This window comes from Candidatus Enterococcus moelleringii (assembly GCF_017377575.1).
GTDB classification, from domain to species: domain Bacteria; phylum Bacillota; class Bacilli; order Lactobacillales; family Enterococcaceae; genus Enterococcus_A; species Enterococcus_A moelleringii.
In genome coordinates this window covers 46,074-59,650 of the sequence record NZ_JAFREM010000010.1, presented here as the reverse complement: position 1 = coordinate 59,650, position 13,577 = coordinate 46,074, and the positions used below count along the sequence as shown (strand labels likewise).

The 13,577-nt window shown below is 42.9% G+C and carries 11 protein-coding genes; 10 read left to right on the top strand and 1 reads right to left on the bottom strand.

Features of this window, described 5'->3' with window-relative positions; genetic code table 11:
• Positions 1–15: 15 nt before the first annotated feature.
• The gene (locus JZO70_RS05875) at positions 16–771 is read left to right on the top strand and encodes an ABC transporter ATP-binding protein (RefSeq protein ID WP_207672617.1); all 756 of its coding nucleotides are present in this window, start codon (positions 16–18) and stop codon (positions 769–771) included.
• A complete protein-coding gene (locus tag JZO70_RS05870) occupies positions 772–2,793 on the top strand; it encodes an FtsX-like permease family protein (protein ID WP_207672616.1) in 2,022 nt (673 codons plus the stop codon).
• 255 nt (positions 2,794–3,048) lie between these two features.
• Here JZO70_RS05870 and JZO70_RS05865 read toward each other — a convergent pair whose 3' ends face one another.
• On the bottom strand, positions 3,049–3,900 hold the full coding sequence (locus JZO70_RS05865) for a helix-turn-helix domain-containing protein (RefSeq protein WP_207672615.1): 852 nt from the start codon (positions 3,898–3,900) through the stop codon (positions 3,049–3,051).
• Between the two features lie 182 nt (positions 3,901–4,082).
• Here JZO70_RS05865 and orr point away from each other — a divergent pair, with 182 nt between their 5' ends.
• The 8 genes from orr to JZO70_RS05825 are packed head-to-tail and all read left to right on the top strand — an operon-like array spanning position 4,083 to position 13,461.
• Positions 4,083–5,159 carry an ornithine racemase Orr gene (gene orr / locus JZO70_RS05860; protein WP_207672614.1) on the top strand — a complete coding sequence of 359 codons (1,077 nt, stop codon included), beginning with the start codon at positions 4,083–4,085 and terminating at the stop codon, positions 5,157–5,159.
• A gap of 46 nt (positions 5,160–5,205) precedes the next feature.
• Complete coding sequence (locus tag JZO70_RS05855) at positions 5,206–6,624, top strand: amino acid permease (protein WP_207672613.1); 1,419 nt, start codon at positions 5,206–5,208, stop codon at positions 6,622–6,624.
• 51 nt (positions 6,625–6,675) lie between these two features.
• Positions 6,676–7,734 carry a 2,4-diaminopentanoate dehydrogenase gene (ord, locus tag JZO70_RS05850; protein WP_207672612.1) on the top strand — a complete coding sequence of 353 codons (1,059 nt, stop codon included), beginning with the start codon at positions 6,676–6,678 and terminating at the stop codon, positions 7,732–7,734.
• A 25-nt stretch (positions 7,735–7,759) separates the two neighbouring features.
• Positions 7,760–8,059 carry a 2-amino-4-oxopentanoate thiolase subunit OrtA gene (gene ortA, locus JZO70_RS05845; protein ID WP_207672611.1) on the top strand — a complete coding sequence of 100 codons (300 nt, stop codon included), beginning with the start codon at positions 7,760–7,762 and terminating at the stop codon, positions 8,057–8,059.
• Positions 8,059–9,480 carry a 2-amino-4-oxopentanoate thiolase subunit OrtB gene (gene ortB / locus JZO70_RS05840; protein WP_347565095.1) on the top strand — a complete coding sequence of 474 codons (1,422 nt, stop codon included), beginning with the start codon at positions 8,059–8,061 and terminating at the stop codon, positions 9,478–9,480. The genes ortA and ortB overlap by 1 nt, the downstream gene beginning before the upstream one ends.
• Position 9,481: 1 nt before the next feature.
• Positions 9,482–9,853: an ornithine aminomutase subunit alpha gene (locus JZO70_RS05835; protein ID WP_207672610.1), complete on the top strand. Its 372-nt coding sequence runs from the start codon at positions 9,482–9,484 to the stop codon at positions 9,851–9,853.
• Positions 9,854–9,856: 3 nt separating this feature from the next.
• Positions 9,857–12,082, top strand: a complete 2,226-nt coding sequence (gene oraE / locus JZO70_RS05830) for a D-ornithine 4,5-aminomutase subunit OraE (protein WP_207672672.1) — start codon at positions 9,857–9,859, stop codon at positions 12,080–12,082.
• Entirely contained in the window at positions 12,082–13,461 is a 1,380-nt protein-coding gene (locus JZO70_RS05825; RefSeq protein WP_207672609.1) for a GlmL-related ornithine degradation protein, read from the top strand. Before oraE ends, JZO70_RS05825 begins: the two co-directional genes overlap by 1 nt.
• Positions 13,462–13,577: the final 116 nt, after the last annotated feature.

The window sequence follows — 13,577 nt, the reverse complement described above, 5'->3', positions numbered from 1 at the left end:
AAGGGAGTGAGGGCGATGGAGCCATTAGTAAGAGTCAGGCAGGTGGAAAAATATTACGGCACCAGCCAAAATAATTTGACCAAGGCTTTAGACGGGGTCAGCTTCGATGTGCTGCCGGGAGATTTTATCGGGATCATGGGAAGTTCTGGCTCAGGAAAAAGTACGCTGCTGAATTGTATTGCGACGATTGACGAGGTTTCAGCGGGACAAATTATTTTGAATCAGACGGACTTAAGAACCTTGAGCAAAAAAGCGATCACTGCATTTCGTCAGGAAAATTTAGGTTTTATTTTTCAAGATTACAATTTGCTGGATACCTTGAAGCTGACAGAAAATATCGCGCTGCCGTTAATCGTTCAGAAAAGGCCTCACAAGGAAATTCAACGAAGAGTGCAAGAACTGGCGGAGCAGTTGGGAATTGAGGATGTATTGGAAAAATATCCGTCAGAGGTTTCAGGGGGACAAAAGCAGCGGGCGGCTTGTGCTCGGGCATTGATTGCCAACCCAAAATTGGTGGTGGCGGATGAACCGACCGGCGCGTTAGACAGTAAATCTTCTCAAACCTTGATGAAGACGCTGCAGGAATTAAATCAGTTGCTGCAGACCACTATTTTAGTAGTGACCCACGATCCTTTTGTAGCTAGTTACTGTAAGAAGATTTTCTTTTTAGAAGATGGCCGGTTATTTAATGAGCTGCATGCCGGCGGGCGTTCGCGGCCGGATTTTTACCAAGAAATTCTGGGTGTGTTGTCAGTGATTGGAGGGGTTTAGATGCTGCGTCATTTATCCTTTCTAAATGCTAAACGCCAAGTAGCCGACTATTTGATTTATTTTGTGACGTTGCTGCTGGCGATTGTCTTGTTGTATGGGTTTAACAGTTTGATTTTCTCCCCAGAGATGACGCCGATTGTTACGATGCAAATGGCGGGGATGAAGCCGCTGACGTTCTTTGTTTCTTTTTTGATTGTGGTGATTATCGGCTGGCTGGTGAACTACATGCTGAAATTTATGCTGACCAAACGCGGGCGCAAGCTGGGCACCTACATGTTAGTAGGAATCAGCAATCGCCAAATTTCCCAGATGATTCTGATGGAAAATAGCTTGCTGGGTATCGGAGCACTGGTATTAGGCATTCCTTGTGGAGTATTTTTTGCGGAAATTCTTAAGGCAGCGACGATGGTGATTTTAGGCCAGAATTATCACTTTTCTTTGTGTTTGTCTAGAGAAGGGACGCAACTGACAATTGTCTATGTGCTGCTGATTTTTGTGGTGGCGTTGCTGCTGAATCGTCGCCAGTTGAAAAAGCTGACTTTGAAGGAATTAATTTATCTAGAATCCACCGTTGGTAAAAATGTGGTGACCTCCAGCTATGTTCAGTTGTTTTTGTTTGCAGCAGCGGTGGTGAGTTTTGCGGCCGGAGTGTATTGTCTTGTGCAACGTCCATTTGTAAATGCTTATGATATTTTGTTGGGACTAGCAGGTTGCACATTGTTTGTCTTTTTGTTTTTCGAAAGCTTGTCAGGCGTAGTTGTTTTTTGGATAGAAAAGCACCAGAGTTTTCTGTATAGCAAGCATCGCTTGATTTTGTATCGGACATTTGCAGCGAAAATGCACAGCTTGAAGCGGACTTTGCAGGCTTTAGGTGTGTTATTTATGTTGGGATTGTGCAGTTTAGCAATGGCCTCAGGTATTAGTAAAGTAGCCGAAAAACGCCAGCAGTTTGTCGCCTTTGATGTGGTGGTACTGCATCAAGGCGTTGCAGCTGGTATGCGGGATTACGATCCGATTTTGTCTGAGGTGGCGAAAATACAGGAAAGCTACGCTTACAATCTTTATCACAATCAGCAGACTGATTTTTCAGCTATTCGCCAGCAGGAAATTGCCGATTATCAGGTGGTTGATATGGAGATAAAGGAAAGCCAATACGATACTTATATGAAGCTGAGTGACTATCAAGCCTTGCGGAAAATGCTGGGATTACAACCGATTAAAATAATGGATTTGGGTTATTTTATTCACTGTTTGGACTATTTAGAGCCGGCATTATCAGCTTACGGCAAACAGCACCCGTTGAAGTTAGCAGGGCAATTAGAACTGGCTGGTGTTTATACGGAAGATTTCAACCAATACACAGATTATGGCAACGGTAACGGGTTTATTTTGATAGTGCCGGACAGCGCGGTAGCAAACACGTCTGTTTTGTATAGTTTGTATGCAGCGCAGATCAAATCATTTGCCGATCAGACAGGATTAAGTGAAGTGATTCAGCAGACGCCAAATTTGACTACCTTATTGACGGGCAGCGGAATGATGTCAACCGTGAATAATTCCTTGTTAGTAACTAAAGATGATTATGTATTCGGCCGCAAGATCGAAAATGAAGGCTCGGATGGGCTCCCCATGATTTTGCCGATTACGTTGTTGGGAATTATTTTTTGTATTACTGGTGCGACAATTTTAGCAGTACAGCTATTAAGCGATCGTCGGATGGTGAGCCAGCAGGATATTTTACTGGATCACTTGGGAGAAGCTCAGTCGCAAAGAAGAAAAATACTGCGTAATCAAGTGTTGCTTTACTTTTTTGTTCCATTATTGCCAGCTTTGTTTGCCGGTAACGTCATTTCCTGGATTCTCGTGTTGGAGATTATTCGCGGGTCATTTTTCACTACTCCGATTCCAGAAGCCAGGCTGTGGTCACTTGAAGTGATTCCCCTAGTAAATCTAATCTTTTTAGTGACGTATGTGATTTATGGTTTGATTGTTTATCGCCAGTTGCGGCAAGGGTTGGAGTGATAAGAAGAGATTCAGCCTCGGAACTTCTTTTTTTTAAAAGGAACCATTAAACTACAAGCATGAACGTGGTTGGACAGTTTTAAAAGGTAACGAATTAATTGAATAGATAAATGTGAAACTCTCCGTCAGCTGCACTACTAATGCAGTTGGCGAAGAGTTTTTTTATTAAAACCGTATTCCTCTCTTTTTTTGCGTTGGTAAGTCGTGCTAGCGTAAGACCTTCCTTGTATCCTTAAAAATTTCCTTCAGAAACAATTACGCAATTTTATTTTTCCGAAAGCTTTTCCGGTAGTAAGCCGGTGAAACGGAGACCAAGCCTTTAAAAATTTTGCAAAAGTAGCTGGGCTGTGAAAAGCCAACCTCTTTGCTGATGGTTTCAATTTTTAAATCGGAATAAGCCAGCAGTTCTTTAGCACGTTGGATTCTTTGCAGTTTGAGGTAATTGACAAAGCTCATACCCACCTCTTTCTTGAAGAGCTTGCAAAAGTAATATTTGCTTAAATAGACTTGCTGAGCAACATCCTCCAAATAGAGACTGTGATTCAAATGCTCGTTGATATAGTTTTGCGCATAGATCACTTCATTACTTAGCGTGTGGTCTTTTTCGTTTGTTTTTTTTCGGGTAATAGTCAAACAATTGGGACTATTTCTATCTTTAAGGGCCTCTTTTGAGGACATCACAAAAAAGTCGGTCAGCTTTTCGAGGCGTTGGCGTTGCTGCAACAAAAAAGCATCTGTTGCAGTTTCATGAATAGCCAACCATTTAAGCGGGATAGTTAAATCATGGATCATAAAAATATAGCCGGCGAGCCGCTCATTGAATTTGAGTTCCAAAATGGTGAAGGGCAGGTTGTCCAAGTAACAAGTTTGCTGGCAATCAGCGAGCCGTTCCACGATGGTTTGGACAGCTGAGTATTGCTGCGGATAGGAATCTGAATCCAATGTACGTGCTTCTCCTTCTTTGTTGTAGCAAATAGGTGATTTTGAAGAATGCGGATGGCTCTTAACTACGATCAATTCAACGTTTGCTGCAAAAGAGAAATCCTTTAAAAAAGTATCAAGCTGGGGTTCATTATCTAAATTGAAAGTGGTTTGTATGCTATTCATAACTGCGCCTCTTTTCCTTAAGTCTAGTAAATCGTCTCTATCTTATTTATAGGGCATCGCTTAGTCACTGCCCTTCTCTTTTTGAATAGCAACTATGCCATTTCGAAATACTTCTAAGGCCTCTTGTTGGTTATTCTAATTACAGAAAGCGCTTAACAATTTTTGTAAGAAGGAGGAGAAAAGTGAAAAACCCAAGGATTGTTGTGAATCTAGAAAAACTTGAAAAAAACATCGCCTTTATTGCCGCAAAATTAGCGGCCTCTGAGCTCTCGATTACTGCGGTGACGAAAGTATTTGAAGCTCATCCGGAAATGATCGCTGTTTATGACAAATTTCCAGAAATTGACTATTTTGGCGATTCGCGGATTGAGAACTTGATCAGCTATCAAGCTTCACCAAAGAAAAAAATTCTGATTCGTATTCCAATGCAAAGTGAAGCTGAAGAGATCGTTCGGTACGCGGACATTAGCTTTAATTCGGAGCTGGAGACCGTCAAATGCTTAAATCAAGCCGCAAAAGAGCAGAACAAAATTCATGAAATTGTGTTGATGGTTGATTTGGGTGATTTGAGAGAAGGGTATTTTGATCAACAAGAATTACTTGCAGATACTGCAGAAATTATGAAACTATCAAACATTTGGATCAAAGGATTAAGCGTCAATTTAACTTGTTATGGAGCGATTATACCGAATCACCAAAATTTAGGACAACTAGTGGAATTGAAAAAACAGCTGCAGCAAAAATATAACTTAACACTGGAAATGGTGTCCGGGGGCAACTCCAGTTCCTTGTATCTATTAGACAGTTCAACCGACTACTTGCCTGAAGGAATTAATAATTTACGGATTGGTGAAACCTTTGTTTTAGGCAGGGAAACCGCCTATGGGGAAACTTACCCGCAAATGCACCAAAATGTGTTTACATTGAAGGCTGAATTAGTCGAATTAAAAACGAAGCCTTCTTACCCGATTGGTGAAATTGGGGTAGATGCTTTTGGTAATCGTCCAGAGTACGTTGATAAAGGAAATATGAAGAGAGGTGTTGCGGCTATTGGCAGACAGGATGTGAATCCCGATGACATTACACCACTGGATGAACGCATTGAAATTTTGGGTGCCAGCTCGGATCACCTGATTTTAGACATGAGCAATACCGGAGATGATTATCAAGTTGGAAAGGAAGTTGAGTTTTCCTTATCCTACGGCTCCTTATTAAGTTCGTTTACAAGCAGATATGTAAAAAAAGAATTTATACGCTAACTTTAAGCGTTAATGAAGCAAAAAAATCTCAGGAGGATATGAAATCATGAGTAATAAAAATGAAGAAGTTCAATTGAATACGGATAGTTCTGAGTCATTGAATCGAGGCATGAAAACTCACCATATTGCGATGCTAAGTGTTGGGGGGACGATTGGGACCGGGCTGTTTCTAGGAACCGGTTATGTTGTTCAGCAAGCTGGACCTGGCGGGACCTTCATCGCCTATGGCTTCGGGGCGTTGATCATGGTCTTGATGATGCTTTGTATGGGGGAAATGCTGGTGGAAATGCCGGTGTCCGGAAATGTGCAGGCTTACGCTTCTAAATTTCTAGGCTATGGGGCAGGTTTTACTGTTGGTTGGATTAAATGGCTGCAATTGGCGATCACTGTGCCCACACAGATCGTGGCATCGTCCATTATCATGGGGAACATTATCCCACAAGTTCCTTCGCTAGTGTGGATTATCGGCTTTGCGATGCTGTTGTTCTTCTTGAATTCAAGATCGAGTGAAGATTATGGTTCCTCTTCCTTTTTCTTCAGTAGTATAAAAGTCATTTTGATTGTTGTTTTTGCTTTAGTTGGGATTGGCATCATTACTGGTCTTGTTGGCGGAGAAGCCGTTGGTTTAGCCAACTTTACTAATGATGGCGGATTATTCCCAACTGGAATGAGACCTATCATGATGTCAATGATGACCGCCGTTTTTGCTTATAGCGGCGCTGATATGTTTGCTACAGCTGCTGGAGAAAGTGAAAATCCGGAAGTCGTTTTACCAAAGGCAATTAAGGTGAGCTCGCTTAGTATTATTATCAGTTACGCAGTCACCTTGTTTATCCTGATTGCCGTTTTACCATGGCGTCAGGCAGATTTGTTGGGGAGTCCTTTTGCGTATGTATTCCGTGAGCTGGGGATCGGCTCAGCAGAACTGATTGTGAATCTGGTAATCGTTACTTCGGCTTTATCATCGGCAAATGCCCATGTTTTTGCAGCGGTTCGTACATTATGGTCTCTTGGTCACTTTGAACAAGCGCCATCATTTGTAAAGAAAACAAACAAGAAAAAAGTTCCCATGAACGCCTTATTAGTTACGACTTGCTTCACTCTTTTCGCAGTAACGGCCAGCTTTGTATCGCCGGATGTGGTTTATCTATTCATGACCTCCTTTATTGGAGCTGCTGAGTTAGTTGTTTATGCCATCACCGGTGTTTGTGCCCTTAAATATCGAAAAGTTTTCTTAGGCAAAGGAAAGAAAATCGCGGATCTCAAATTTAAAATTCCGCTGTTTCCATTTATTCCAATTTTGTTGATTGTATTGTGTATTTTGGTAGCCACCGGAATGGTTCTTGATCCAACGCAACGAGGAGCCTTGACGACGGGCGCACCAGTATTTATTGCTTTATTTATCGGTTCAACGGTTTGGAATAACACTCGGCGTAAAGGGCTTAAAACCCCCACTGGTGAATAGGTGTCAACGAGCTGTTAATGATTCACTAAAATATATTAGGAGGTAAGGAATTTGAAAAACGTAAAAGTAATTGTCTGGGGTATGGGTGCTATGGGTTCAGGAATGGCCAAAATGTTAATGAAGAAAAAAGGGGTCGATGTTGTCGGTGCCATTGATATTGGCGCGAAGGTGGGCAAACCTATATTCGAAATCTTAGGCGAAGAATACCCTGAAAACGAAAATATTAAAATCGGAACAGTTGAAGAAGTAATTCAAGAAAAAGCAGCAGATGTCGTTTTATTATGTACCGACTCTTTCACAGCTAAAGCTTTCGATAAAATTAAATTGATTGTTGAAAATAAAATGAATGTCATTACTAGCGCAGAAGAAATGGCTTTCCCGCAGGCACAAAATCCTGAGCTGGCGAAAAAGATTGACGATTTGGCCAGAGCGAATGGCGTTTCAGTTTTGGGAACAGGGATTAATCCAGGGTTGATTATGGACGTGTTGGTCTTGGTGATGACAGGTGCTTGCGAAGATATCAATCACATCACTTCTAGACGCGTGAATTCATTGTCACCATTTGGCAAAGCGGTTATGGAAGAGCAGGGTATTGGTATTTCGGTTGAAGAATTTGAACAAGGAAAAGCGGATGGTACTTTAGCTGGGCATGTCGGCTTTGCTGAGTCGGTAGGGATGATTTCCGCAGCTTTAGGTGTTGAATTGGATGAAGTGACACAATCGATGGACCCTATTATTACTGATGAGGATCGTGTGGCGCCATATGGTGAAGCAAAAGCCGGTTCCGTCGCAGGTGTATCAATGAAAGCCAGTGGAATCAAGGATGGCAAGGAACTGATTGAAATGGATCATCCACAACAGATTGAGCCGGAACAAGTTGGAGTAAATACGGGAGATTACGTGATTATTGATGGCAACCCTATGGTCAATATGGTTAATTCGCCGGAAATCGAAGGCGGCGTGGGAACTATCGCTATGTGTGTCAACATGATTCCGCAAACGATTAATGCTAGACCTGGTTTGGTGACCATGATCGATTTGCCGATCCCTCATGCAATCTTAGGGGATTTCCGGGATCAAATTCAGGAAGAAGCAAAAATTGTCAAATAAAACAAGCGGGGAGAGAAAAATTATCATGTTAAAAAAGGGTGAATGGGTTCAAATCCATACGATTATATTGACACCAGACCAACGTGCACCACAAGTACCTGATGATACTCGAGAGGTTCCCCTGGAAATGTGGGTTAAGGGCTTTTTGTTAGAAGATGCCGAGATAGGTGACGAAGTCGAAATAGAAACGGTAACTAAACGAATCGCTAAAGGAACGTTGGTTCAAGGGAACCCGACCTTTTATCACAGCTTCGGCGATTTCGTGCCAGAAATCGTAGAGATTGATAAGATGCTGCAAGCAGAATTGTTCGGAGGTGAGCGGTAGTGACGGATAAAGAAAACAGTTATCAAGCGGTAATGGCGCGTCGTGGAAAAATCATGGAAGATTCTCTAAGAATTAATTACGATGATTTTGAATTAGAGGGCATCGCCTTTGACTATGAAAAAATGATGTCAGAAGCTGCTTATTCAATGGAAGAAATGATTGAAATTCAACGTTCAGTAGGCGTGGGGAATACGCCGATTGTAGAGCTGAAAAATTTCACTCGGCTAGCTAGAAAATATGCTCAACCCGGTAAAGGAGCGAGAATTTTCGTGAAAGACGAGGCGGCGAATGCTTCCGGCAGTTTCAAAGACCGCCGGGCAGCTGTTTCGGTGTATCATGCGAAAAAGCTGGGTTATAAAGGAGTGGTCACTGCAACCAGCGGCAATTATGGGGCGGCAGTTGCTTGTCATGCTGCGAAGTTAGGGTTAAATTGTATCGTTGTTCAAGAGTGCTTTGATTCTAAAGGCCTCGGTCAGCCGGAGATTGTTGAAAAAGCCCGCAAGTGTGAAGCTTTAGGTGCTGAAGTAGTCCAGTTGACCGTTGGACCAGAATTATTTTACCAATTTTTACAGTTGATTGAAGAGACCGGCTATTTTAATGCGTCTTTATATACACCGTTTGGGATTGCTGGCGTAGAGACCTTAGGCTATGAAATCGTCAAACAATTTGAGGCTGAAGTAGGTCAACAACCGGATGTAGTAGTCGCAACGAACGCTGGTGGGGGCAATTTAACAGGAACTGCCCGCGGAATGCGGCAAGCCGGCAACACCACTTGTAAAGTGGTAGGTGCCAGCGTTGATTTAAGTGGTCTTCATATGGCTTCTGATACAGATTTTAATCGCAAATCTTTTACCACTGGTCATACTGGTTTTGGGGTTCCGTTTTCTACTTGGCCGGATCGTTCGGACGTTCCTCGTTCGGCCGCTCGACCATTAAGATATATGGATCGCTATGTCATGATTCGTCAAGGGGAAGTCTTCTTTATTACTGAAGCGCTGGCTAATTTAGAAGGTCTGGAAAAAGGACCCGCCGGCAACACTTCTTTGGCGGCTGCTTTTGTTTTGGCGCAGGAAATGCCGGAAGATCAAATTATTTTAGTACAGGAAACTGAGTATACAGGGGCCGGGAAAAGTGTCCAGCCGCAGCTGTCCTTTGCTAGAGAAAATGGAATTGAGTTGTATTTTGGCGATCCAAAAGATGAAGTGCCTGGAAAATCAATTGTTTTACCGGCATCTCCTGAGAAAATCACGGTTCGAGATATTGATTTGCAACGATTGAGAAACTCGTTAGTCAAAAATTCTTTGAAGGAAGCCACAATGCCTTTGAGTCAAATGGAATTAGAATTTTTAGCCGCAGAAATCAATAGTACGGTAGCAGAAGTTGAAAAAATTATAGCAAAATTGAATGGTAGGGGTGAATAAGATGAGTGTTGAAGAAAATCAAGTAACATTTGAAGAGGCAAGAAAGCCGTTGGCAAACTTATCGGATGAAGAATTAAAAGATCGTTTCTGGCAGCTGGCAGAACAAGTGGTAGAACCGATGCTGGAGCTGGGGAAAAAGTATACCTCGCCTTCTATTGAACGGTCGATTCTGCTGAGAATGGGTTTTTCATCGATTGAAGCCACAGAAATTGTTAATCAAGTATTAGCTCATGAATTAATGGGCAAGGGTGCTGGACATATTGTTTATCGAATCGCACAAGAAAATGGTTTGGAGATTCGGGAGGCTGGCTTGAAGCTGGCTGAAGGCGAATATTGGGACCAAGCAAATACGATTTTCAAAGGAGGCAAGTAAGTGATGGGGAAAGAACTGAAGCTTGAGAAGAATAAAAAATTGGACATTCATGAAATTTTAGACGATTTAGAACATTATCATCCAAAGCGTCGCGGATGGACTTGGCGTACGCCGGTGCCTCGTTATCAGCTGCACAAATTTGAGTATCATGATATGTCAGAATCCTTGAAGCAATACGTTCCATTGCCATCAGCGAAATATTTCGACAATATCGATCCTCAAGGAACCTCATCGATTACGACCGAAATTGCTTCGGGCCGTTTTGAAGATGATATTCGCAGAATGAGAATGGCTGCTTGGCATGGCGCGGACCATCTGATGGTTATTCGGACTGCCGGTCAATCGCATTTTGATGGATTGATTGAAGGAACTCCGCAAGGGATTGGCGGGATTCCCATTACACGCAAACAGGTGCGGGCGCAGCGTAAAGCCTTAGATGCTATCGAAGAAGAAGTTGGACGTCCAATCAATTATCATAGCTATGTTTCAGGAATCGCAGGACCAGAGGTAGCGGTTATGTTCGCCGAAGAAGGGGTGAACGGGGCCCATCAGGATCCACAATATAATGTATTGTATCGCAACATCAACATGGTGCGCTCGTTTATTGATGCCTGTGAATCGAAAAAAGTAATGGCTTGGGCTGGTATCGCTCAGATTGACGGCGCTCATAATGCCAATGCGACTGCTCGGGAAGCTTGGAAGGTGATGCCAGAGTTGATGGTACAGCATGCGATTAACTCGGTATTTTCTTATAAGGTTGGGATGGACAAGGCTAACATCTGTCTATCTACCGTGCCGCCAACTGCACCACCGGCTCCATCGATGTACTTGGATTTGCCTTATGCAGTTGCTTTGCGGGAATTCTTCAGTGAATACCGAATCAGAGCTCAGCAAAACACCAAATATATGGAAGCTTCCACTCGTGAAGCTACAGTCACTCATGTGCTGAACTTGCTGATTTCACAACTTACTAGTGCGGATATTCAGTCCACGATTACTCCTGATGAAGGACGAAATGTGCCGTGGCATATTTACAATGTTGAAGCAGTAGATACTGCCAAGCAAGTCTTCCAAGGCTTAGATGGCTTTGGAGATATGGTTAAGCTTTTAGACGATGGCCCGTTAAGAGAGATGGCGCGGGAAATCAAAGAGCGGGCCGTTCTATTTTTCGAAGGAATGGTTGCTGCAGGTGGCTACTTCCAATCAGTGGAAGATGCTTTCTTTGTAGACTCTGGCAATTATCCTGAACGAAATGGTGACGGTATTTCCCGTAAAATCAATGGCGGAGTGGGTGAAGGTACTGTTTATGAACGGGATGAAGATTATTTTGCACCAGTGACAGCTCACTATGGCTACAACAATGTGGCTCAATATGATCCGGATGCAGTGGAGGATCCAGCAAAATTAATCGGCGGTTCAACCTTAGAAGAACCGGAAAAGATCATCTTTATTGATGAGCTAGATGAAAATGATAATGTTAATCTGCGTTTGGAAGAAACCAAAGAATTGCGAGAAGCTGGTTTAATCAAACCAGAAGCCGAATGGATGGGTGATGGGATTATCCTGATTACCATGATGATTCCGGAATCACGCCGTGTAGCAGAATTTGCTGCTTTGGAAATGGGTAAAAAGATGGGCTTGCAGGATTGCGAAGTCATCAACCGTGAAATCATGCAAGCGGCTGAAGGTACCCGGATTGAATTGAAAGCACGCGTGCCATTTGCGATTGAAAAGGATACTTTGGTGATTCCTGAAGAACCAAAAGTCATGTCTGATGACGAAATTCGCGAAGAGGTCAAACGGAAAAAATTCGTTCTAGTGGCAGGTACAATCGGAGAAGATGAACACTCAGTTGGGCTGCGTGAAATCATTGATATCAAACATGGCGGTATTGAAAAATACGGGATGGAAGTTCATTATCTAGGAACTAGCGTACCGGTAGAAAAAATCGTCGATGCGGCGATTGAATTGAATGCGGACGCGATCTTAGCTTCAACCATTATCAGTCATGATGACATTCACTATAAAAACATGAAGCGCATTAATGATCTGGCTGTTGAAAAAGGGATCCGTGAGAAGATTATGATCATGGCAGGAGGAACCCAGGTTGTTCCTGAAGTAGCTGTTCAAAATGGGATGGATGCCGGTTTCGGTCGCGGAAGCAATGGTGCCAACGTTGCCACTGCACTTGTTGAAGGTAGGAAAAAGATGGAAAGAGAAGAGAGCTAATGGAAATTGACATCTTAGTGGCCGAAATTGGGTCAACTACGACTGTCGTCAATGCTTTTCATCAAATTCATACAAATCAGCCTGTCTTTATTGGTCAAGGACAGGCTGCAACAACGGTATTAGAAGGCGATGTTCGGATCGGGTTGGAAAACAGCATTGACGATCTGCGAAAGCAATTAGCAACGGATAAAATTACCTACAAAGAAATGTTTGCAACGTCGAGTGCCGCTGGTGGTCTGAAAATGACGGTTCATGGTCTGGTTTTTGATATGACAGTTCGAGCGGCTAAGGAAGCAGCCTTAGGAGCAGGAGCCATCGTTCATATGGTCACAGCCGGAAAATTGCGCCGGACGGACTTGAAAAAAATGGCTGATCAAAATCCTAATATTATCCTGCTTGCTGGCGGAGTGGATTACGGCGAACGGGAAACTGCGCTAGAGAATGCTGAGAAAATTGCGGCTTTGGATTTGAAAATTCCAGTGATCTATGCGGGAAATATTGAAAACGATGAAGAAATCCGCTTGATTTTCGAAGATCAATCTCAAGAATTATATATAGTAGAAAATGTTTTTCCAAAAATTGATGAATTGAATGTTGAGCCGGCCCGCAAAGTGATTCAAGAAGCCTTTGAGAAGCATATTATTCATGCACCCGGAATGGAACACATTTTTGATATTGTCAATGAATCCATCACCCCAACGCCGGCTGCGGTGATGAATTTGAGTAAGTTGCTTTACGAACAAATCGGCGATGTACTAGTAATTGATGTCGGCGGAGCAACTACCGATGTCCACTCGGTTACAGAAGGTACCGAAGCAATTGCCAAAATCCAAATCGCACCAGAGCCAGTTGCTAAAAGAACGGTTGAAGGTGACTTAGGCCTGTATGTTAATATGGAAAATGTGATTGACATCGTCGGGGAAGCAGAGCTGGCGAAGGAAGGCTATGATCTAGCGAAAATGCGTGAAGAGTATCATGCGATTCCTAAAAATGAGGCAGAACGGGAATTCGTCAGCCGCTTAACAAAAATTGCGGTTGAAACGGCAATTGATCGTCATGCTGGTAAAATCCGCTACGTATATGGTCCATCAGGTCGCGGTACCTTAGCCCAAGGGAAAGATTTGTCCAATATCAAGTATGTGATTGGAACTGGGGGCGCCCTGACACGATTGGAAAAAGGCCCAGAGATTTTACAGGAAATCCTCAAAAAAGAGAGCGGCTCTTCGCAGCTGCTGCCTACAGGTAAAGTTCAAGTGCTAATTGATCATGACTATATTATGGCGTCATTGGGAGTATTAGCCTATAAATACCAAGAAGCTGCGTTGCGGCTTTTAGAAAATTCGCTGAGATCTCCTATTTTAAAGATCGAGAAAGTGTAGGTTTTTCACAACTATTAACCTGATGAGAAATGTACCTGGCTGATCTGACTCTAAGAGATTTGAAGAGCCCATCTAACAGAAATCGAATAGTTGCTGAGGGCTAAAAATCTTGAACA

Excerpts from the sequence above, each read along its gene's own strand:
- JZO70_RS05875 (WP_207672617.1), top strand. The coding sequence starts at position 16 with ATGGAGCCATTAGTAAGAGTCAGGCAGGTGGAAAAATATTACGGCACC.
- JZO70_RS05870 (WP_207672616.1), top strand. The coding sequence starts at position 772 with ATGCTGCGTCATTTATCCTTTCTAAATGCTAAACGCCAAGTAGCCGAC.
- JZO70_RS05865 (WP_207672615.1), bottom strand. The coding sequence starts at position 3,900 with ATGAATAGCATACAAACCACTTTCAATTTAGATAATGAACCCCAGCTT.
- JZO70_RS05855 (WP_207672613.1), top strand. The coding sequence starts at position 5,206 with ATGAGTAATAAAAATGAAGAAGTTCAATTGAATACGGATAGTTCTGAG.
- ortA (WP_207672611.1), top strand. The coding sequence starts at position 7,760 with ATGTTAAAAAAGGGTGAATGGGTTCAAATCCATACGATTATATTGACA.
- JZO70_RS05835 (WP_207672610.1), top strand. The coding sequence starts at position 9,482 with ATGAGTGTTGAAGAAAATCAAGTAACATTTGAAGAGGCAAGAAAGCCG.
- oraE (WP_207672672.1), top strand. The coding sequence starts at position 9,857 with ATGGGGAAAGAACTGAAGCTTGAGAAGAATAAAAAATTGGACATTCAT.
- JZO70_RS05825 (WP_207672609.1), top strand. The coding sequence starts at position 12,082 with ATGGAAATTGACATCTTAGTGGCCGAAATTGGGTCAACTACGACTGTC.